Source organism: Caballeronia calidae (genome assembly GCF_900044055.2).
GTDB classification, from domain to species: Bacteria; Pseudomonadota; Gammaproteobacteria; order Burkholderiales; family Burkholderiaceae; genus Caballeronia; species Caballeronia calidae.
Window position 1 is genome coordinate 91685 of the sequence record NZ_FCOX02000023.1, and the last position, 20038, is coordinate 111722.

The window sequence follows — 20038 nt, forward strand, 5'->3', positions numbered from 1 at the left end:
TGATTCAATGTCAGGCTCCGCGCATCAATGCATAAGGTCGGACCTGCATTTTGCTGGCGCTCGTGCGGAACGTCTCCGTGCATATTACAAAACAAGCTGACATCGACAGAAACTGAACACTACCATTCAATGCGTAACGAACGGCCCCCTGAAGGACGCGCGCAATGGAGCAACTACAGCGTTCCCCACAGTTGCACCGCCTTAGCTGCCACGGGATCGGGGCGTCATGCACGGACTGCGCCCTGAATTCGCCGCAATGGATCCTGTGTATCATCCCGGCGGACCGGACCACCGCGCACGCGAACACCGTCGGCAGCAGCGCGCGCCCCTATCATCATCTAAGCGTCAGCGCGCCGTTCGTCGCGATCGTGCCGGCGTGGGCTCGTGTCAAGCTCGTCAATGACGACGATCCGCGCGGCCTTGTCGTCGCGCTCCATTGGGCTAGGCTGAGAGAAACTGCTCGAAACGCGCTCGGCACCACGGCTTGCGAGATCCCATGCTGGTTCAAGGCGTGGGATCCTTTCCTGCGCGAAGCGGGCGACACGCTTACCGCGTTGCATGCCAGCAGTAGCCCGGACCTTAGATGCCTCGCCGCGTTCGCCGACGTAATTGCACTTCATCTCCTGCACCGGTATGGACTCACCGCTGATACGCGCGACGCGGGTACGAGCCTCACCCAGTCAAAGCTAAGCGTCGTGGAACATTTCATACACGATCACATCGCGGACAATATCCAGATCGAGGATCTCGCCGTGCTCCTGCACATGAGCCCGTCGCATTTCGCGCGGGCTTTTAAGAACGCGACAGGGCATCCGCCGCACTTCTACCTGACAACCGAAAGGTTGCGATTAGCGCAGTCGATGCTTTCGGAAGGGAGCCTCCCGCTGATCGATATCGCAGCATGCGTCGGCTTTCAAACGCAGCAGCATTTCACCGCAGTATTTCATCGATATGTGGGGTGTACGCCCCGCGCTTTCCGCATTGCGCATCACCGCCCCTAGGATCCGGCGTGCGGCCTTTTCGACTGAATCCGTCAGCAACCAACAAACGCAGAAATCCGACACCTTTGGGCAGGAACTCGAAAGAAGAGCGCGCCGCGCGCACGTAGGCTTGAGCAAATAGAAATTGGACGCACTGTTAGCCGAATACTCGCGATCCGGCTGAGGAGCCCAAACGATGGACGAACTGCTCGGTCGCGCATGGTGGATGCTCGCGCTGCGTGGCGCCGCGGGAATCCTGTTCGGCCTCCTCGCGCTCTGTTGGCCTGGTCTCACGCTGCTGCTTTTGGTCGCAATGTTCGCGGCGTATGCACTCATCGGAGGCGTCGCTGCGGTCAGCGCAGCGATACGAAATCGTTCGATCCGCACCGACTGGTGGCTCCCGTTGCTGCTTGGGCTGTGCATGATCGCTTCGGGCCTGATCGCCGTCGCGGCGCCGGGCGTCACGGCGCTCGTGCTGATCACCGTGATGGGCGCGAACGCCATCGTCACCGGAGTGCTCGACCTCATCGCCTGGGTTCGGCTGAAAAGACGCGGCCGCACGCAGTGGCTGCTGTTGTTCATCGGTAGCCTGTCGGTTCTGTTTGGCATCTTCGTGCTGGCCGTCCCGGGTGCTGGAGCGCTTGCCCTCGTCTGGATGATCGGCACCTACGCGTTCATGACCGGTGCGCTTCTGTTCGTCCTTGGCCTCGGCGCACGGAATTGGCGCAGCGCCGTCCTTCGCGACCAGCAAAACACGCCGCTGCACTCATGAGTGCATCCCGCGCCCGGCGTCCACGTAGTCCGTTGCGCATTTGGAGAACGCCATGAAGACTAATCTCGCATCGGCCGCAAGGCTGTCGTCATTCATCCTCGCGCTGTGCGCCTGTGGCTTTGCGGCCAGCGGCGCGACCGCGCAGGATGCGCCCATCGCCGGCAAGGCGACGCTCGGGGTGACCATCACCGAAGAGCAAGTGGTCGCAAAAGGCTGGCGCGCATCCAAGATGATTCACACCGATGTCTACAACGAAAAGAACGAAAAGATCGGCCGCGTCGACGACCTGATTGTCGCGCCCGATGGCTCGCTTTCGGCCGCGATTATCGACGTCGGCGGCTTTCTCGGGGTCGCGGCGCACCGTGTCGCCATTCCCGTTCAGCAGTTCAAGCAGATAGCGCCGAAGGCAATCCTGGTTGGCGCCAACAAGGACGCGCTCAAGAAACTGCCGGAGTTCGAATATGTCAAGGGCTGACATTGGCCGCGAGCGCCAAGGCGGCAGTCACTGAAGATTCGGGCCGCTCCTACGGCTCATCGGAACAAGGAGCAAAGCGATGTTATTGGACCTCGATAAGTGGAACCCCTTCCGCTTCCTGCGCAAGAGTCCTGAGGAAAAGGGCGCGGGCGCGAAGCTGAACGCCCCGCCCTCACAGCAAGCCCCCGCGCCGTCGACCTCGGATGCGGCCGCGTCCGCATGGCCAGCATCGTTCGATGCGGCGCGTTGGCCTCTGCCCGATCCCCTGCATCTTCTCACCGACCTCATCCGCGATCCATTCGGCGGAATGGGACCGCTCGGCAACTGGTTCGGCGACTTCAGTCCCAGCCGCTTTCAGCCGCGAATCGACGTGGTCGACGACGGCGACGCGCTTCGCATCGTGGCCGAATTGCCAGGACTGTCTCGCGAGGACGTGGAGCTGGAAGTCGTTGAGGACATGCTGGTGCTGACCGGCGAGAAGCGCATCGAATCGAAGAGCGACGAGAAGGGCTGCTACCGGGTGGAGCGGGCGTTCGGACAGTTCCAGCGCGCCATTCCGCTGCCCTCTGGCGTCGATCTCGAACGCGCTGAGGCGAACTTCGAGAATGGCGTGCTCACCGTGCGGGTGCCCAAAGCGGCGAATGAACCCGCGGCGAAGCGGCGCCTCGAGATCAAATAGCGCGGTGCGCACGGCGACATCCGACAGCTCGACAGCTTCCATGGCGCTCGAGGATACCCCCGCCTTCGCGACGAAACCCGTCAGGCTGTGCGCGCGTAACGACGCGGACCATCCCCCGTCCACACTACGGAGAACATCATGCCTACTTGCAGCGTTTGCGGCAAACCGGCAACCTCGCAGATCACGATCACCGAAAACGGCCAGCGTCGTCAGTTGATGCTGTGCGATGAGCATTACATGGAGTTCATGGCGCGCAATCAGCGCAGTCTGTCGCCGCTTGAGTCCCTCTTTCACGGCGGACTGTTCGACAGTCTGTTCGACGACATGTGGCCGCAGATGGAAAGTGGCCAGGGCAGCCGGCCACGCATCGGACGCGCGCCCGGACAACCCGGCGGCTCGGATCAGCGTACAGACGCCGATAGCGGGCAAATGGGTGAGTCCGCCGGCGGTCACGCAGGCGGCCGACCGCGCCGGCATCGCCGTGCGCGTGAAGCCGTCGATCTGCAGACGTTCCTGAGCGAAAGCGGCCTGGACCGCTTGCAGGCGGCCGCGCAGATAGCGGTCGAGTTCGGCAAGTCCGAAGTCGATACCGAGCACCTGCTGCTCGCACTCGTCAGCAATAACGTGGTGCAGGAGATTCTGCGCGAATTCAAGCTCGATCCCGATGAGATCAAGAAGAACATCGATCAGAACGCGCCACGCGGCAACCGCGCGCAGAAGACGGACGAAGAACGCATCGGCGTATCACCGCGCGCGAAGAGTGCGCTTGAAAACGCGCTCACCGCATCACGAGAACTCGGCCACAGCTACGTCGGACCGGAGCATATCCTGATCGGGCTCGTGGAAGAGGAAGACGGCTTCGCGGGCGAGCTGCTGCGCAAGTACGGGTTATCGTCGCATGCGCTTAGGCAGAGGACGGTCAAGGTGGTCGGCAAGGGCGCCGAGGAAGGCACCGTCGAGGGCCGCTCCACCACGCCGACGCTCGACAAGTACGCGCGCGATCTCAGCGATCTCGCCCGGCGCGGCAAGCTCGATCCGGTGATCGGCCGCGACAAGGAAATCGAAACGACTATCGAAGTCCTTGCGCGTCGACGCAAGAACAACCCGGTGCTGATCGGCGAACCCGGCGTCGGCAAGACGGCGATCGTCGAAGGACTCGCGCAGCGCATCGCCCAGGACCAGGTGCCAGAAGTGCTGCGTGGCAAGCGCGTCGTTGAGTTGAATATCAACAGCGTGGTGGCGGGGGCAAAGTATCGTGGCGAGTTCGAAGAGCGCGTGAAGCAGGTGCTCGACGAGATCGTCGAGAACCAGGACCGGCTGATCATCTTCATCGATGAACTGCATACGATCGTCGGTGCTGGCCAGGGCGGCGGCGAAGGCGGGCTGGATATCGGCAACGTCTTCAAGCCGGCGCTCGCGCGGGGCGAATTGCATCTTGTGGGCGCGACAACGCTCAACGAATACCAAAAGTACATCGAGAAAGATTCGGCGCTTGAACGGCGCTTCCAGCCGGTGAACGTGCCCGAGCCGAGCGTCGCGGAGACGATCGAAATCCTGCGTGGACTGCGCGACCGCCTTGAGGCGCATCACAAGGTGAAGATCACCGAGGAGGCTATCGCCGCCGCTGCCAAGCTGTCGGACCGGTATATCGCAGCGCGCTTCCTGCCGGACAAGGCCATCGACCTGCTCGACCAGGCGGCCGCTCGCGTGCGCATCTCGTCAAATTCTCGGCCAGGGCAGTTGCATGACATCGAGGCGACCATCCGCCGCACACGTCAGGAACAGGACGCGGCAAGCGCCGCCAAGCAATTCGACAAGGCAAAGGAACTTGAAGACAAGCTCGTTTCGGAACAGAAGCGGCTTGACGATGCGACCGAAACGTGGAAAAAGGAACGCGGCACCAGTTCGCAAGAGGTCACAGCGGAGGACATCGCACAGATCGTGTCGTCGCTCACCGGCGTGCCGGTGTCTGAACTCACCGCCGAGGACCGCGAGAAGCTCCTGCGTCTCGAAGATCGCCTGAAGGAACGCGTGATCGGTCAGGACGAGGCGGTCAGCGCTGTTGCGAAGGCAGTCCGACTCTCGCGCGCCGGTCTCACCGAAGGCGGCAAGCCGACCGCGAGCTTTCTCTTTCTCGGACCGACTGGCGTGGGCAAGACCGAACTCGCCAAAGCGCTCGCCGCAACGGTGTTCGGCGACGAGAACGCGCTCGTGCGCATCGACATGAGCGAGTACGCCGAGCGGCATACCGTAGCTCGGCTGGTGGGCGCGCCTCCGGGCTATGTCGGCTATGAGGAAGGCGGCCAGCTGACTGAGCGTGTGCGACGCCGCCCGTATAGCGTGGTGTTGCTCGACGAGATTGAAAAGGCGCATTCGGAGGTGCACAACATCCTGTTGCAGCTCTTCGACGAAGGCCGCCTCACCGATGGAAAGGGCCGTCTCGTCGATTTCACGAACACGATCATTATCGCGACGAGCAATATCGGTTCGCAGGTGATCCAGGACAACCTGCGCTCAGACAAGAAGCAACTCGACTACCCCGCGCTGCGCGACCGCCTGATGGAAATACTGCGGCATCACTTCAGGCCCGAGTTCCTGAACCGGGTCGATGAAGTCGTCGTGTTCCATGCGCTCGGCAAGGAGCAAATCCGTAGCATTGTGGATCTGCAACTCGCGCGTGTGCAACGCACTGCGGCCGGGCAGAACATTGAGGTGTCGTTCGACAATTCGCTGCGTAATCATCTCGCGGAGATCGGCTATGACCCCGAGTTCGGCGCACGGATGCTCAAGCGTAAGATCCGGGCTGAAGTCGAATCGCAACTCGCCGATGCGCTGCTGCGGGGGGACGTTCGCGACGGCGACAAGGTCACAATGAGCTACGACTCGGGTTCCCACTCTGTACGTGTGCAAAAGGGCTCAGCACCCGCAGAAGCGACGAAGGAAGGGGCGAAGGAAGAACCGGCGCATACGTGAGTCCGGCATTGCGTGAACGGGACGCCGCCCTCACGGGCGGCGTCCCGTCACGATTTAAGTTCACCTACGACCATCTCGTCGCGATAGCACCAGATCCAAGTCTCGCCAGGTTCGATTGAGCGCACCAGCGGATGGCCGGTCGCGTGAAAATGCTTGCTTGCGTGCCGGTTGGGCGACGAGTCACAACAGCCGACGTGTCCGCATGAAAGACACAGCCGCAAATGTACCCACGGCTGGCGAAGCTTGATGCACTCCTCGCAATAGTCGATGGGCGTGTGGAGGATGCGGGCCTCGTCTAGATGCGTGCAACCAGGGGTCATGATCGTACTCCTCGGACAGACGCGCGCAGGCATGCGAAACAAGTTGCGCTTACGCTCACGCGCTATTTAAATAGCGATGCACCAGCGCGACAGCCATCGCCCCTTCGCCGACTGCAGACGCGACACGCTTGATCGACCCGTGACGCACGTCGCCCGCTGCGAATACGCCAGGCACACAGGTCTCCAAATGTAGCGGCGCGCGCTCGAGCGGCCAATTCAGGCTCGACCGATATTCCTGCAAGTCGGGACCAGTCACTAGATAACCGGCGTAATCCCGGACAATGCCGACCTCCTGCGCCCATTCGGTCTGGGGCACGCCGCCGATGCAGACGAATAGCCAATTCGCCTTTACCGAGATTTGCCGTCCCGTGCGCACATCGGTCAGCGTAATTGCCTGCAGCGTGTCACTGCCTGCGAGCGCGGTCACTTCAGTGCTGGTCCGAACTTCAATGTTCGGCGCCGCCGTGATGCGATCCACCAGGTAGTGGGACAACGTGTTCTTGAGCGAGGTGTCACGCACGAGCATATAGACGCGGTTGGCCGATTGCGAAAAGTGCATGGCGGCTTGTCCCGCCGAATTGCCGCCTCCCACCACGTAGACGTCTTCGCCATGGATCAGCGCTGCTTCGCTCGCGCCCGCGCCGTAGTAAAGGCCAGCGCCGAGAAAGCGCGCTTCACCTTCGAGGCCGAGCGTGCGATATGCCACGCCGGTCGCGCAGATCGACGTGCGCGCCGTAATACGTGTGCCGTCCTCCAGATACACGATGCCCTGGCCGGGCGGAAACTCCGCGCGCACGCCGGCGCGGGCTATCAGGATGTCGGCGCCGAACTTGATGGCCTGGTCGCGCGCCCGTTCTGCCAGCTCGGCGCCGGACACGCCCTGTGGGAAGCCCAGATAGTTCTCGATCTTTGAACTACTTCCTGCCTGACCGCCCAGCGCCCACCGCTCCACCAGTACGGTATGCATCCCTTCCGACGCTCCGTAGACAGCCGCGCTCAACCCCGCCGGTCCCGCGCCGTAAATGGCCAGATCATAGGCTTCTCGGGATGGACTCGCAAACCAGCCGAGCTTCTCGGTAATTTGGCGAACGGTGGGACATTCGAGCCGGGTTCCGTCGTGGAAGACGCAGATCGGCAAGCGGGAGTCGGAAAGATGCTGCACGTGCGCCAGATCCTTCGCTTCCTTATCGCTGCCCAGTTCGATCCATTCGAACGGTATATCGGAACGATGGAGGAAGTCGCGTATCGCGTAGCCTTTAGCGCTTCGCATGCGCCCATAGATCCTGACCATGAACTTGTCCGCCTTTGAGGCCATTCAGGAGTTTCTTTCGTTTCATGCCTTCACTGACTAGCAGCACGCGCTCGATAACAACGAGACCATATCCCAAACACATTAGAGACATCGTAGGGATGTGTCTTTCGCGATTCTGCCGGATTTTGCTGGCTTTCTGCCGGCGATTCCATGACATCGGTCATGCGACTCTTCCTTGCGGCCAACAACAACGCGTACCCCACCCGATGCCGTTGCGCACCGGGTCTCCTGCGCCAGTCATTCTGGCTGAGCCGTCTCTGGACGAAATTCCGCCACGGGCTATCGGCATGACGCACAGTCACTGTGTGCCTAAAACGCACCGTGTCCGTTCTGCCCCGGCCCTTGCCGTACAACAGTCTCCTAGCTTCGATGCGCACACGCGTGCGGCTGTATGATCCGTTTAGGTTTCGTATCACGGCGTCAATCTGGAAGCACGAACTCGGTACGCATGTCTTCGATCACCTTCTGGAAGTGATGTACAAAATCCGCACCGAGGTCATTGAACGGCACGATGTTCCAGTTGCGGCCGGATGCGTCAGGCGGGTGCCGCTCTGGTAGCGGTATGCGCACGTCCAAAGCTCCCGGCGCGTCAGCGGCGAATTTCGTCATGCGGTTTTGCAGTTCGTCGCGAATCTGCTCAGGGGTTCGAACGGTTTTTGGCATCGGTCTACCTCCTTCGGTCGCACGTTCGGATCGTGACTGAATGTGCGCATACGTTCCCACTTGGGTAAGCATGCGCCTACGATCTTTTAAGTGTAGTCGCTAATTCGGATAGGGACCGGCTAATACAATGATCGTCCCACCCGCTGATGAGAGACGCAGAAAAAAGGCGACCCTCGCGGGCCGACCGCATCAACCGCGAAGAGAGACAATCTCGACGCCTCGCCGCAGTCGGGCAGCCCACGCCAGGCAATTGCTACGCCGGCCCGGGCCTGAACCACGATACGGGTTCTGAAGACGCCCCCGTAGCCAGCGCGATCATCGTCAAGGTTCTCCGGACCATGAGCGACTGGGCGGCAGGTGGAAAGCCCTTCTCCCGCCCGGCGACGACCTCGCTGCATCGACTAGGGCGCCCCTCTTTCGGCCCGGCTGATACATCCCCCGTGCCCAAGTTCGAGGCGCGCTCAGACGTGAATCTTTCAAAAACGGCAGAGTAGCTGAGGCACGGCAGGGGCGCACGCCCCCCCGATGAAGCGATGGACCGGATGACCGCAGGATCGTGACACATCTGAGCAGAAACCGGAAAGAAGCGCGTGCAAGGTCATGGCTAGACTGCCGGTAGTTGGATCCTGTCGATGTGATTTGACGCCGACGCTTTGATGCGTCTAGGGCTGCGCTTTTCGGGCCGAGCCCATAAACACAAGGAGCGAATATGCCTGATACGGAAATCGCACCCAGAGAAGCCCGGCAGCACGACGCGCAAAATTCCCTACACAAGCTGTTCGAACCCATAAAGGTGGGACCGTACAACCTTCGTCATCGTGTCGTAATGGCGCCGCTGACGCGTTCGCGCGCGAACCGACCAGGCAACATACCGTCGCAGCTCAACGCCTGCTATTACACCCAGCGCGCAGCGGCCGCGCTCATCATCAGCGAGGCGACGCAGGTGTCCATGCAAGGACAGGGCTATGCATGGACACCTGGCATCCATAGTCGCGAGCAGGTCGAAGGCTGGCGGCTCGTGGCAGACGCCGTGCACGAGACGGGCGGGTTGATGTTCATGCAGCTGTGGCACGTAGGGCGCATATCACACCCCTCATTGCAGCCCGATGAAATGCTGCCAGTTGCCCCCTCTGCTGTCCAGCCGAAAGCAGAGGCATTCATTGAGAACGAGCGGGGTGAAGGTGTCGTCGCGCCGTGCGTCAAGCCTCGCGCGCTACAGGTCGAAGAGATGCCGTATCTCGTGCGCCAATACTCCAGGGGTGCGCGCAACGCAAAGGCGGCCGGTATGGACGGCGTCGAAGTACATGGCGCCAACGGATATCTCCTCGACCAGTTCCTTTTGTCCGGCACGAACCGCCGCACGGACGAATACGGCGGATCGAGCGAGCGTCGGGCCAAGCTGCTATTCGACGTGGTCGAGACGGTTTGCGAAGTGTGGGGGCCGGAAAAGGTCGGCGTACGGCTCTCTCCTCTTGGCACCTTCAACGACATGCACGACGACGATCCCGAAGCGACCTTTTCCTACGTCATCGAAAAGCTCAATCGATACGGGCTGGCTTATTTGCACATCGTCAATCCGATGCTGGCGGCGACCGGTGAGGATGTGGCTTACATCGAGCGCGCGAAACGCATGAGCCAGATGATACGCCGCACTTATCGTGGTGTGCTGATGGTCGCCGGCGGGTTCGACGGAGGCAGCGCGGAAAGATGGCTCGAGGACGGCAACGCGGACCTGATCGCGTTCGGACGTTTGTTCATCGCAAATCCCGACCTGCCCGAGCGCTTGCGGTCGCACGCTCCGCTCAATTCGCCGGATCCGTCCACGTTCTACGGGGGCGGCGAACGCGGATATACCGACTATCCGTCGCTCGCGCAGGAGCGCGGGGAAGCCCCACGGCCCGTCACCGATGGGCGCTGGAGATAGACTGTCGCTGACCGGAAAGCCCGCTGTCGTCATGCGACGATTTGCGATGGCCGCCGAGCTGGCGACCGATCACGCTGAGAGGCGCACCATGGCTGACACTACCTGGGTTGTCGTCGCCGACGGCAGCCGTGCTCGAATCTTCGAGACTCCGGGACTTAAACTAGACCTGCGGGAAATCGAAGACCTCGTCAATGTCGCCCCTAGTGGGCCTGCGCTGAGCGAGAAGGAACGCGAAAAATTCGCAAAGACCGTCGCCGATCACGTCGAACAAGGACGGCTTCATCACCGGTATCAGCGATTGCGATTTGCCGTAGAGCCGAAATTTCTCGGCATGCTTCGCGAGCGTCTGAGCGAGCAGACGCGTCAGATGATTTTCGAGGAGATCAATGAAGATCTCTCGGGCCTCGACCCGCGCAAAATTCAAGCGCACTTGGGAAGGCATTGAAGGCGACCTGCCTGGTGGTGGGCCGCATCAAATGTGTCAACCGCCGCGCCCTCACAATTCGGGCCGACGAACCCGAGTAGTCAACTTTGCTTGCAGCCGAATTGATTAAAGCCGTAGGGAGCGTTACAAGCGTCGGGGTCACACCCGGTGGGTGCTGAGACTTCTGTCAAGACGCATCACCCGCGGCGTACATGGGCCAGACTCAAACGCCGGATGCTGGCGACCACAAGCGGTAATTGAACCGGCCCACTTCATCTACGCGGGGTCATCACAGAGTGCTCGGCCGAATGGCTGAACCTGACGGGTTGCCGAACATGTAGCCACGAACACTGAGCAGCGGGCGCGACTTTCTTCGGATTGCCGCAGTCGACCGAAGGAGGCACTAGCGGAACTTCTTGTGGTCAAAAGAGTAACATGGCTACGGCGCGCGCCACGCATGCGTGAAGAGATCGAAAGGGAGTTTCCGTCGATATCCGTAAGCGGCATCAACACAGGGGCAGACATGGTCAAGACAGCGCTGTTCGTCCGGCTTGAAGCGAAGCCGGGCAGGGAGCAGGAAGTCGAAAGCTTCCTGATGGCCGGATTGCCACTCGTCGAGCAGGAGCCCGCGACGATCGCGTGGTTCGCGTTGAAAATCGCGCCATCGGTGTACGGCATCTTCGACGCGTTCCCCGACGACGCCGGACGCCAGGCGCACCTGTCGGGCAAAGTAGCCGAGGCGCTGATGGCGAGGGCCCCGGAGCTTTTGGAGAACTCGCCAGAAATTATGAACATCGATGTACTCGCGGCGAAGCTGCCGTGGTAGCCACGTCGGCTTCCGGTGCGGGACTCGTTACCGTCGCAGAGATTGAACAACCTGGCCGTCGAAAAACCGCGCAAAGCCTGCGCGTAAGAGGCGCGAGAAGACAGATTCGTCAGTGACTAGTTCAACTCGGTCGCTAAGAGGCTCTCGAATCCAGAGGCCGCCGTCTTTCGGAAGCGCTCGATCAAGACACCACTGCATGCTGCGAACCCGCTGCGAGGCAATATTCACGGGGTGAACCGTTAGCTTGACGTAGGACAGACACCGCCTCGCTTCGCCGAGCATCATGTTGAGCGCCTGCCTGGGTTAGCCGGTGCCTTTCTTCCACGGCACGACAGAGACGCCGATATGTCCAAGCACATTCGGCGGCAATTCGGTCGTTCCAGCCTGCCAACAAGATCCGATTGCGCCGCTAACATCGCCGTCCCAAATCTATCGGACGATGCTTGGTAGACGGCGACGGTCGAGCTAACGGGCAAAGAGATCGCCCGATGCGGTTGGATCGTCAAGGCCATCGACAAATGTCTCCGCGTTCACTTCCGATGGCGTGCCATCGTTCGCGCGCAGCGACTTCCTTACGAACATTGTCAGGTGACCATCTGTCTCAAGGGTCGAAACGTAGCTCGGCCCCAATGCGGTCCTAGGTCTCAACCATTCAATAATCGCAGTTTCCCGCGTCGTTGGTCTGCGACGACCGTGGCCGGAACTCCCAAGGGCCGACTTCGATTGTTCAACGGTCGCTCGTGAAGTGCGTGGTGTAGCACGCAATTAGGCGAGCAGATATGAGGCGTTTTCACCGTTCATCTCGCGTCACCATTGAGCGATATCCTCGATATATCGGTGATTGCCCGAGCCACGTCGTCATGCGAGGCATGGAAATTCATTTGGTGAGGATTCTTATGCAGGCGTCGATTATTGACGCGATGGAATAGCGCCTGGCGTCAGGCGGTCCGCGGGGTGACGAGGCTCGAGTCCACCTGAAGTGGACGCACGCAGCTTGGGTGGCACCCGCGTCGCAACGCTCAGGCACGCTCGTGGCGTTCGCGTGAAAATCGTCCTACCACCTCGCACGGGCAGTGTCATAAGCCCAGCAGCCCCGCCGCGATGTTCAAAGCACAAGCCGAGCACGGCAACGTTGAAATAGAACGACAGGATCGATTGAGCGAGCGTCGCGCAGCAATTTTCGCGCGAGCGTAGCACGACGTCCGAGGTCTGCGACGCAACCGCGATCGTGAACGAGTAGAAAAACGCGACGGGAAGCGGTCGATATGGTGCGCAACGGCCCAATCAGCCTGCCCACGCAGTCGCTTGCCTGTGGCACAGAATCGACGACGCATGTTCGCCGCCTGGTCGACGGTCGGAGCGATGCATAAAATTGCACAAGGAACGGGCAATTAAGGGGCTCTGCAACTTGTCCAACGGGGAGGCTTCATGGACCTTTTCGACCGGCTTCACGAGCAGATCGACACGGTGCGGCTGCCGCTTTTTGCCGTCACCGTCACCGCTGCGGCGCACATCAATACGCCGCTGATCGTGTTACTTCACTGGCACGGATTCCGGCGTGCGACGCCCCTCGTCTTGCCTGGCGTTGATATTTCGTCACGTCCCGTCCCCCCATCGACCATCACGCTGAATCTTCAATGGCGCAGCTTCGAGACGGTGGATTTGCTGGTGCTTGACGCAGCCTGGCAACTCGGCGCGTGGGACGTGGAGCGTGTCGAGCAGCGCAGTTGCAACGTCATAGGCGCAAGCGCGGCAGAGGCGCTCGCCTGCCGGCAGGCGTTCGGTTTCTACGAGGCAGACGCGAGCAACAGGGCACCGCGAGACGATGACGAGAGCGAGCGCGAAAGCTTAATGCAACTCGCTGCGCGCCGAGGCTATCTCCGCTGGCTTTTTCGACCTGTGCAGTCTGGCTTGTGGCGCGTGCTCAACGAACCGGACGACACATTGGGGGCTGACGGCGGACGCCGGCCCCCGTGTCCGGCAGCGCCTATATCTCGCCGGCGAGACCACCGGGGGCGCACGGTTTATCGGCTTGGCCAGGTTAATCGCATCCTGCTACCGCCCTGAAACAAAACGTTACAACTCGAGCTTTCGCCACCCCTTGAATCGAAAAACGCCCACCCTTATTTCGCTTTTCGCCAGGCTTGGCTCGGCTGCACGGTGGCACTTAGCGTGTCGCAGTCGTGCAGCCGGATTCCCTTATTGGTGATCCTTTAATCGCTCAGGAGATGGAAATGCATATTCGTCCCCTCTACGACCGGGTTATCGTCAAGCGAATCGAAACGCAACGGATGACCGCTTCGGGCATCGTAATTCCCGATTCAGCAGCAGAAAAACCAGAACAAGGCGAAGTCGTCACAGTCGGCAGCGGCCGGCTGCTGCAGGACGGCGCGCTGCGCCCGCTCCAGCTACAGGTCGGTGACCAGGTTCTATTCGGCAAATACGCAGGCCAAACCGTCAAGGTCGATGGCGAGGAGTTGCTCGTCATGCGCGAGGAGGACGTCATGGGCGTTCTCGAGGCGGACGCCGGTTCAGCGCGCAAGGCTGCCTGAACTTAAATCGGGTCGTCGCCGCTCGGCTGGTCGTTGCGCAGGTAATTTGCGCCGGTCGATGCATCGGTAGGTCGCGACCCGCTGGTCAACGACAAAGTCCGGAGCAATAACATGAGTGCAAAAGAGGTCGAATTCCACGATACCGCCCGTGCCCGCATCGTCAAGGGCGTCAATGTGCTGGCCGATGCCGTGAAGGTGACGCTTGGGCCCAGAGGCAGAAACGTCCTGATCGAACGCAGCTTCGGCGCGCCGACCATCACGAAGGATGGGGTGTCAGTCGCCAAGGAGATCGAGCTCAAGGACCGGTTCGAGAACATGGGCGCACAGATCGTTAAACAGGTCGCGTCGAAGACGGCGGACGTGGCGGGCGACGGCACCACGACGGCCACCGTTCTTGCGCAAGCGATCGTTCAGGAAGGCATGAAGCATGTCGCCGCCGGCATGAATCCGATGGACCTGAAGCGCGGCATCGACAAGGCCGTCACGGCCTTACTCGACGAACTGCGCAAGCTGTCGAAGCCGATATCGACCAACCGTGAGATCGCCCAGGTCGGATCGATCTCCGCGAACGCCGACGAAGCGATCGGGACGATCATCGCGCAGGCGATGGAAAAAGTGGGCAAGGAAGGCGTGATCACCGTCGAAGACGGCAAGTCGCTCGCGAACGAGCTGGATGTGGTCGAGGGCATGCAGTTCGACCGCGGCTACATCAGCCCTTACTTCATCAATGATCCCGACAAGCAGGCTGCCTATCTTGACGACGCGTTGGTTTTGCTGCACGACAAGAAGATCTCGAACATCCGAGATCTGCTGCCGGTGCTTGAGGCGACCTCAAAGGCTGGGAAGCCACTGCTGATCATCGCAGAGGACATCGATGGCGAAGCGCTGGCGACATTGGTCGTTAATGCCATGCGCGGCATCCTCAAGGTCGCTGCCGTCAAAGCCCCAGGTTTCGGTGACCGGCGCAAAGCCATGCTCGAGGACATCGCAACCCTGACGGGCGCGACGGTCATCTCCGAAGAAACCGGCAAGCAACTGCAGAAGGCGGCCCTTGATGATCTCGGACGAGCGAAGCGCATTGAAGTCCGCAAGGACGACACGATCATCATCGACGGCGCGGGCGACGAAGAGCGCATCGCGGCGCGCGTGAAGTCAATTCGTACGGGGATGGAGGAAACGACAAGCGACTACGACCGCGAGAAGCTGCAGGAACGGGTGGCGAAGCTCGCCGGTGGCGTGGCCGTCATCAAGGTCGGCGCGGCCACCGAGGTCGAAATGAAGGAGAAGAAAGACCGCGTGGACGACGCGCTCCACGCTACACGTGCCGCAGTCGAGGAAGGCATCGTGCCGGGCGGCGGGGTGGCGCTGCTGCGCGCGCGTGAAGCGGTGACCGGACTCAAAGGCGCCAACAGCGATCAGGACGCGGGCATCCAGATCGTATTGCATGCGCTCGAGGCGCCGCTGCGCGTCATCGCCGCGAATGCGGGCGACGAGCCTTCGGTCGTCATCGCCAAAGTGGTCGAAGGACATGGCAACTTTGGCTATAACGCAGCCATCGGCGAATACAGCGATCTTGTTGAAGCGGGCGTTGTCGATCCCACCAAGGTCACACGCACCGCGCTGCAGAACGCCGCATCGATTGCAGGGTTGATTCTCACAACCGATGCCACCGTCGCCGAAGCGCCAAAGGACGATAATGCGATGCAGACGCCCGCACGGCAGCTGGAATATTGACCTGCAGCGGGTTGCTAGAAGTGCCTGTTGTATTGATGGCAGATGCAATTGGTTCATTATCGGCGCCGCATCTTACTCCGTCGTGCGGCGCCGCTTTTTAGGCATTTAGCAAGCTGACATGAAACTCGAACTTCGCATTGATTCGAAGCCGCTTGAAGTCGAGCTCGACGATGTCATTGCGGCGCTCCTGGCGCTTCGGCTCGATTTGCCCCACGACGCGAACCTTGGCGACGCCCTCGCCCGTTATCTGAGCGAAAAAGGTGCGCCGTGGGTACTTGACGAGGACCATATGCGCAAGCGTATTTTCCGTCGCCTGATCCTCGACATCGCCGACCCGGCTTTGATTATTCGTCACCTCATGACTGGTCAATGACTTGCGATGGAGCATGAAATCATGAACAGGGCCTACAAACCGAACGACTCGACGGACCTCGCGAGCTCGGGCGGTAGTAACAGCGCGGCGATGCCCGATGGCGCGGTCGCGCGCATCGTCTCCGAACTTGAGAGAGTCGTGACGCTCATGCGCAAAACCTCGATGCAGCGCGGTTGTAAGCCAAGTCGATATCATCTTCCCGTAGCGCCGTCGCGCATGGACATGGCGATTTTGATTGCGTTGGCCGAGACGTACGGCCAAGCCATCGTCGACGATCCGCGCTTTTATCCCGTGATTTCTTTTGTGGCAGAGCGCGGCGGCGTCGCCCTCGTCCAGCAGGTTCTCTTCGGCGAATTGATGACTTGCACGCCGTCGGAAGCTGCATGCAATGATGCGCTCTGCTCGCTGCTAAAAGAGGCCCGACCCGCCTTTGAGTTTCTCTGCGGCGCTTGGCCTGAAACCTTCATGGCTCAAGCAAACACAGCGCTGCGCAGGCTCGGCTTTTCCGCGCTCACGAGACCCATGAACACGCGGCAAGCGCGATCAATTCGCCCAACGGACGACGGGGCCAAGGCTGCGCGATAACGGTGCACACGCGAGGAGCCCTCAAATTGGCATGTCCTATAACGTAATCAATTGCTCGGTGCGTACGCCATCTGAGTGATATGCCGAGATATTTTCGCGCGCCTAGCGCGCTGTCCCCCAAGCTCCCATCCGGCGTGCTCGCCCTGGACTACCTCAAGTTTTCGCAACTGTCGGTGAGCGATGAAGTCCTGATGCGAGCGGCGGGGGGCAGCCCAGCCGTAGAAGACGCTTTGGCTTCCATCCGCACGGGTACGATGCGCGCCGCGCGGCCCGCCATGAGGATATTCTTCGATGGGTGTCAGTTTTGGCTGGCGAGTCACGCCCACCGCTATCAGGCCGCCCGCCTTCTCGGCGCCTGTCATCAGGAGTTCTGATGTGACGTTCGATCCGGCACGAGCAACGATGCGGTCCAGTATGCATCGAGGATTGCGACCGCCAGCCGTACGCGTCATAGCGCGCCCGTTTCAGCGAGCTGATCGCCTCCATCGGCTCAGCCGATTGGTCGTCACGCTGACTACCAAGACCGAAAGTGCGACACCTGCGGCCGGCAGCATTGACGTCGGGATATCTCATGGGCCGTACTGGATTCGAACCAGTGACCAACGGATTAAAAGTCCGCTGCTCTACCAGCCGAGCTAACGGCCCACTTGCCCACGAAAGTGACGAATATGCTGCGGGCGTAGCACTCAACGCGGTTCCTAGCCAATATCGATCGTGCGGCTCGCCGAGCGTGCCGACTCCGACTTCGGCACGGTCAGTGTGAGTATGCCGCGGTCGAATTTAGCCAAGGCGCGATCCGGCTCGGCGTTTTCCGGCATCGGGATGGTCCGTGTAAAGCGCCCATAGGCTCGCTCTAGCCGATAGCAGCCGTCCTCTTCGCTGCGGACATCCTGTTTCTTCTCGCCGCGCAAGACGAGCGTGCCATCCTCGACGCTTACGCTCACGTCCTCGCGCTCCATTCCTGGCAGCTCGGCCGTCACGCGCAGCACCTTTCCTTCGTCGACCACGTCGATACGCGGCTGGAAGCGCGATGAGCTGAAGTCGCCAAACCATCTTTCCAGCGCCCCGCGTCCGGCAAACGGGTCCTGAAAAAATTCTTCGACGGCGCGCCACGGATCGCGCGAGAAGAATCGAGGCATGTCAGGCCACGCCGAGCGCGACTGTTCACCGCCCGGTGAGTGCTCCGCGTCCGCATCAGACTTGCGCGTCGACCCGCGCAGGAACTTGAACGGGTTCCATTTCCTTGGATCGGTATTCATGGTTTGCTCCTGCCGATTCGTCAGCCAACGACTTAATTTGCGGGTGGCGGTCTCTCGGACCGCCACCTCAGGTCTCCTGCTGCTTTTCCCGCTTGCCGGGCTTAGCCCGTACGCACTTCAATCCGGCGGGGGCGGGCTTCGTCCCGACGCGGTATCGTCAACTGCAGCACGCCGTCCTTCAGATTGGCATCGATCTTCGAGGCATCCAGGTCGGACCCGAGCGAGAACGCTCGCGCGAAGTGGGGCTGGCGGATCTCGGCGTGCTGCAGCCGCAGCCCGGCCGGAGTCGGCACCACCGCCTCGGCTTCGATGAACAGATTACCGTCGTGGACCTTCACGTCGAGCCGGTCCTTCGTTACGCCAGGCAAATCCGCCCACAAGACGACGCCCTGGCTATTTTCAAAGATATCTACCGGCGGCGCGATGGTGATCCGACGCTCGGACGAGTCCCCTTGCCGGCCGGCCACCGCGGTTTCGCCTTTCTTCGCAAGCTCTGTCGTGGCGTTCATGATGTTCTCCTTCGACTGTGACGTTTCATTGAACGGTAATGGCCCGTGGCTTGGATGCTTCCCGCTTGCCAATGCTCACCGTCAGGCAGCCATTGGTGTATTGCGCGGTGACCTTGTCGGGGTCCGCATGCTCCGGCAGCTCAATGACGCGCCGAAAAGAACCTACGAATCGCTCCTGCGCATAGGTGCGCATTTCTTCACCGGCGGTCGCGGCTTGCGCCGCCGCGCGTTCTCCGCTGATGCTTAACAGGCCCTTGTCAATTGACACGTCGAAGCTCTTCGGATCAACTCCGGGCGCAAACGCAACGACCTCGATCGAATCGTCGGTGGAACCGATGTTGATTTGCGGGAAGGCGCCGAAACGCCCAGAACGGATGCTGGACGGGAAACCGCCGAAGGCGCTCGCCATCTGCCGTTGCAGACGATCGAGCTCACTGAAAAGGTCGGTCCCGGAATAGAGATCGCTCATGATCATTTCCTCCTTGGAACCAGCAGGAAGACGAACCGGCCTACGCGCTCCAGTCCGTCTGCCGTGCTGCGGGCAAACAAATCGAAACACGCAGCGCGCCGAACTGCTTGCGCGACTGCCTGAGCGAAATTCAAGATAGGATCTCGCGCCGAAATTTCAAGGGGATGTTGCGAGTTTTCTGTTCTTGAAATCGGGCGGCCGCATCCTATATTTTCTCAACGTTCCTGACGGCCCTCGCGAGGACATTATGGAATTCGAATACGATTGGCTGACCCTTGGCCGGCACCGTATCCGGCTGCGCTCGACGAAAGGCTTTCCGACTGAGACGATGCGTACGGCGGTCCAGGTCATTCGGCTTGCGATCGACAACAACATGAGCGCGCGTGCGCGCATGGTCGAAGTCGTGGCGCGAAAGGAATCTACTTATGAAATCGCGGTTGGCAGCACGTTCGCCGATGACCGCTTATGCGCACCACACCTCAAAGCGGCGATCGCGACGGTCTTAGGCTTGCAGCCTGCGCAAATCAATATCCTCGTCACAGTGGTGATGCAGGAAGAGGTCGATCTGCATTTCGGTGTCTACGAGAGGATGCTCGCCGAAAAGTTAGGCGTGGTGCCGCCACTCCAGTAGCGCGTCGTTTGGCCAGCCTCAGGCCCGAGCTTCCGGGGCGCGGCAGCGCCGTCGATGTTGTTGGACTTCCCTCCAGCGCGCGCACACCCGGTCTTCATCAGGCCGCCGCAGGGCGGCGGCCCTGCGGCACGACGCCCGCGGAGTCGAGCCCCACGTCTCGGTACTCGACGCGCCGCGCCCCGGCACCGCTTGGCGTCTACCAGACCGGAAACACCACGTCCGGCTGCGGTGAGAACTGTATGCCCGAGCGAGGGCAGCTCACGCGCCCCTTAACAGCGACCCGCTGATCGAGATAGGGAAGCAGCAGTGCGGGACCCGGGATGCCGCCGTTACCGAGAAGGATATCGGTGACCGCCTTGTCGCTACAGGGCGAGGTCGCCGGTCGATCCAGCAAAATCGTCGTGTAGTCGCCAGGAGCGTATTGATCGCTGCCACGCTGGATGGTACCGGTAATCCAGATATCGTCTTGCAGCGGCAGGGTGCGAATAGGCGCACTCGTTGGACCAGCCTCGCCGGACCAGCACATAGCAATCGCCGCCGCAGTCAGGAACCCTATATGTTGCATGTTCATAGCCAAC

The 20038-nt window shown here is 61.0% G+C and carries 22 protein-coding genes, 1 tRNA gene and 1 pseudogene; 15 read left to right on the plus strand and 9 right to left on the minus strand.

What is annotated here, in order from left to right; translation table 11 throughout:
* Positions 1-164: 164 nt before the first annotated feature.
* From AWB78_RS21175 to AWB78_RS21195, 5 genes are all read left to right on the plus strand, one after another.
* A complete protein-coding gene (locus AWB78_RS21175) occupies positions 165-1001 on the plus strand; it encodes a helix-turn-helix transcriptional regulator (protein ID WP_062607779.1) in 837 nt (278 codons plus the stop codon).
* Positions 1002-1176: 175 nt separating this feature from the next.
* Positions 1177-1752, plus strand: a complete 576-nt coding sequence (locus AWB78_RS21180; protein WP_062607786.1) for an HdeD family acid-resistance protein — start codon at positions 1177-1179, stop codon at positions 1750-1752.
* A gap of 40 nt (positions 1753-1792) precedes the next feature.
* Complete coding sequence (locus tag AWB78_RS21185; RefSeq protein ID WP_374729483.1) at positions 1793-2227, plus strand: PRC-barrel domain-containing protein; 435 nt, start codon at positions 1793-1795, stop codon at positions 2225-2227.
* 79 nt (positions 2228-2306) lie between these two features.
* Positions 2307-2906 carry an Hsp20/alpha crystallin family protein gene (locus AWB78_RS21190; RefSeq protein WP_062607787.1) on the plus strand — a complete coding sequence of 200 codons (600 nt, stop codon included), beginning with the start codon at positions 2307-2309 and terminating at the stop codon, positions 2904-2906.
* Between the two features lie 138 nt (positions 2907-3044).
* The gene (locus tag AWB78_RS21195) at positions 3045-5879 is read left to right on the plus strand and encodes an ATP-dependent Clp protease ATP-binding subunit (RefSeq protein ID WP_062607789.1); all 2835 of its coding nucleotides are present in this window, start codon (positions 3045-3047) and stop codon (positions 5877-5879) included.
* 47 nt (positions 5880-5926) lie between these two features.
* Here the strand turns inward: AWB78_RS21195 and AWB78_RS43715 are convergent, their stop codons facing one another.
* The 3 genes from AWB78_RS43715 to AWB78_RS21205 all read right to left on the minus strand — a co-directional run bounded on the left by AWB78_RS43715 (position 5927) and on the right by AWB78_RS21205 (position 8174).
* Positions 5927-6199 (minus strand): UBP-type zinc finger domain-containing protein, encoded by a 273-nt coding sequence (locus AWB78_RS43715; RefSeq protein ID WP_074173501.1) that lies wholly within the window; start codon positions 6197-6199, stop codon positions 5927-5929.
* Between the two features lie 55 nt (positions 6200-6254).
* On the minus strand, positions 6255-7490 hold the full coding sequence (locus tag AWB78_RS21200) for an NAD(P)/FAD-dependent oxidoreductase (protein ID WP_082883375.1): 1236 nt from the start codon (positions 7488-7490) through the stop codon (positions 6255-6257).
* A 441-nt stretch (positions 7491-7931) separates the two neighbouring features.
* Positions 7932-8174 (minus strand): hypothetical protein, encoded by a 243-nt coding sequence (locus AWB78_RS21205; RefSeq protein ID WP_062607792.1) that lies wholly within the window; start codon positions 8172-8174, stop codon positions 7932-7934.
* Between the two features lie 709 nt (positions 8175-8883).
* Between AWB78_RS21205 and AWB78_RS21210 the strand changes: the two genes are divergently transcribed.
* From AWB78_RS21210 to AWB78_RS21220, 3 genes are all read left to right on the plus strand, one after another.
* Positions 8884-10098, plus strand: a complete 1215-nt coding sequence (locus AWB78_RS21210) for an alkene reductase (protein WP_062607794.1) — start codon at positions 8884-8886, stop codon at positions 10096-10098.
* Between the two features lie 46 nt (positions 10099-10144).
* The gene (locus AWB78_RS43720; protein ID WP_332460112.1) at positions 10145-10543 is read left to right on the plus strand and encodes a host attachment protein; all 399 of its coding nucleotides are present in this window, start codon (positions 10145-10147) and stop codon (positions 10541-10543) included.
* A 502-nt stretch (positions 10544-11045) separates the two neighbouring features.
* On the plus strand, positions 11046-11348 hold the full coding sequence (locus tag AWB78_RS21220; RefSeq protein ID WP_062607844.1) for a putative quinol monooxygenase: 303 nt from the start codon (positions 11046-11048) through the stop codon (positions 11346-11348).
* Between the two features lie 1076 nt (positions 11349-12424).
* Here the strand turns inward: AWB78_RS21220 and AWB78_RS43730 are convergent.
* Positions 12425-12590: pseudogene (locus AWB78_RS43730) on the minus strand (DUF1345 domain-containing protein); the annotation flags it as partial.
* Positions 12591-12776: 186 nt separating this feature from the next.
* On the opposite strand from AWB78_RS43730, the gene AWB78_RS21225 reads away from it, so the two are divergent.
* The 6 genes from AWB78_RS21225 to AWB78_RS21250 all read left to right on the plus strand — a co-directional run bounded on the left by AWB78_RS21225 (position 12777) and on the right by AWB78_RS21250 (position 16966).
* On the plus strand, positions 12777-13415 hold the full coding sequence (locus tag AWB78_RS21225; RefSeq protein WP_062607798.1) for a hypothetical protein: 639 nt from the start codon (positions 12777-12779) through the stop codon (positions 13413-13415).
* Between the two features lie 167 nt (positions 13416-13582).
* Positions 13583-13900 (plus strand): co-chaperone GroES, encoded by a 318-nt coding sequence (locus AWB78_RS21230; protein WP_062607846.1) that lies wholly within the window; start codon positions 13583-13585, stop codon positions 13898-13900.
* Between the two features lie 111 nt (positions 13901-14011).
* Positions 14012-15634: a chaperonin GroEL gene (groL, locus tag AWB78_RS21235; protein WP_062607799.1), complete on the plus strand. Its 1623-nt coding sequence runs from the start codon at positions 14012-14014 to the stop codon at positions 15632-15634.
* Between the two features lie 118 nt (positions 15635-15752).
* Positions 15753-16007 carry a hypothetical protein gene (locus AWB78_RS43735; RefSeq protein WP_074173502.1) on the plus strand — a complete coding sequence of 85 codons (255 nt, stop codon included), beginning with the start codon at positions 15753-15755 and terminating at the stop codon, positions 16005-16007.
* 21 nt (positions 16008-16028) lie between these two features.
* On the plus strand, positions 16029-16592 hold the full coding sequence (locus AWB78_RS21245) for a hypothetical protein (RefSeq protein WP_232477777.1): 564 nt from the start codon (positions 16029-16031) through the stop codon (positions 16590-16592).
* A gap of 134 nt (positions 16593-16726) precedes the next feature.
* Positions 16727-16966, plus strand: coding sequence for a hypothetical protein (locus AWB78_RS21250; protein ID WP_157697587.1), 240 nt, complete (start codon positions 16727-16729; stop codon positions 16964-16966).
* A 198-nt stretch (positions 16967-17164) separates the two neighbouring features.
* On the opposite strand, the gene AWB78_RS21255 is transcribed toward AWB78_RS21250, so the two are convergent.
* The 4 genes from AWB78_RS21255 to AWB78_RS21270 all read right to left on the minus strand — a co-directional run bounded on the left by AWB78_RS21255 (position 17165) and on the right by AWB78_RS21270 (position 18829).
* Positions 17165-17237, minus strand: a tRNA-Lys gene (locus AWB78_RS21255).
* Between the two features lie 53 nt (positions 17238-17290).
* Entirely contained in the window at positions 17291-17851 is a 561-nt protein-coding gene (locus AWB78_RS21260; protein ID WP_062607807.1) for an Hsp20/alpha crystallin family protein, read from the minus strand.
* 101 nt (positions 17852-17952) lie between these two features.
* Positions 17953-18360 (minus strand): Hsp20/alpha crystallin family protein, encoded by a 408-nt coding sequence (locus AWB78_RS21265; RefSeq protein WP_062607809.1) that lies wholly within the window; start codon positions 18358-18360, stop codon positions 17953-17955.
* A 25-nt stretch (positions 18361-18385) separates the two neighbouring features.
* Positions 18386-18829 carry an Hsp20/alpha crystallin family protein gene (locus AWB78_RS21270; protein WP_062607848.1) on the minus strand — a complete coding sequence of 148 codons (444 nt, stop codon included), beginning with the start codon at positions 18827-18829 and terminating at the stop codon, positions 18386-18388.
* A gap of 247 nt (positions 18830-19076) precedes the next feature.
* On the opposite strand from AWB78_RS21270, the gene AWB78_RS21275 reads away from it, so the two are divergent.
* Positions 19077-19460, plus strand: coding sequence for a hypothetical protein (locus AWB78_RS21275; RefSeq protein ID WP_062607810.1), 384 nt, complete (start codon positions 19077-19079; stop codon positions 19458-19460).
* Between the two features lie 196 nt (positions 19461-19656).
* Here the strand turns inward: AWB78_RS21275 and AWB78_RS21280 are convergent, their stop codons facing one another.
* Positions 19657-20031, minus strand: coding sequence for a hypothetical protein (locus AWB78_RS21280; RefSeq protein ID WP_062607849.1), 375 nt, complete (start codon positions 20029-20031; stop codon positions 19657-19659).
* Between the last annotated feature and the right edge of the window lie 7 nt (positions 20032-20038).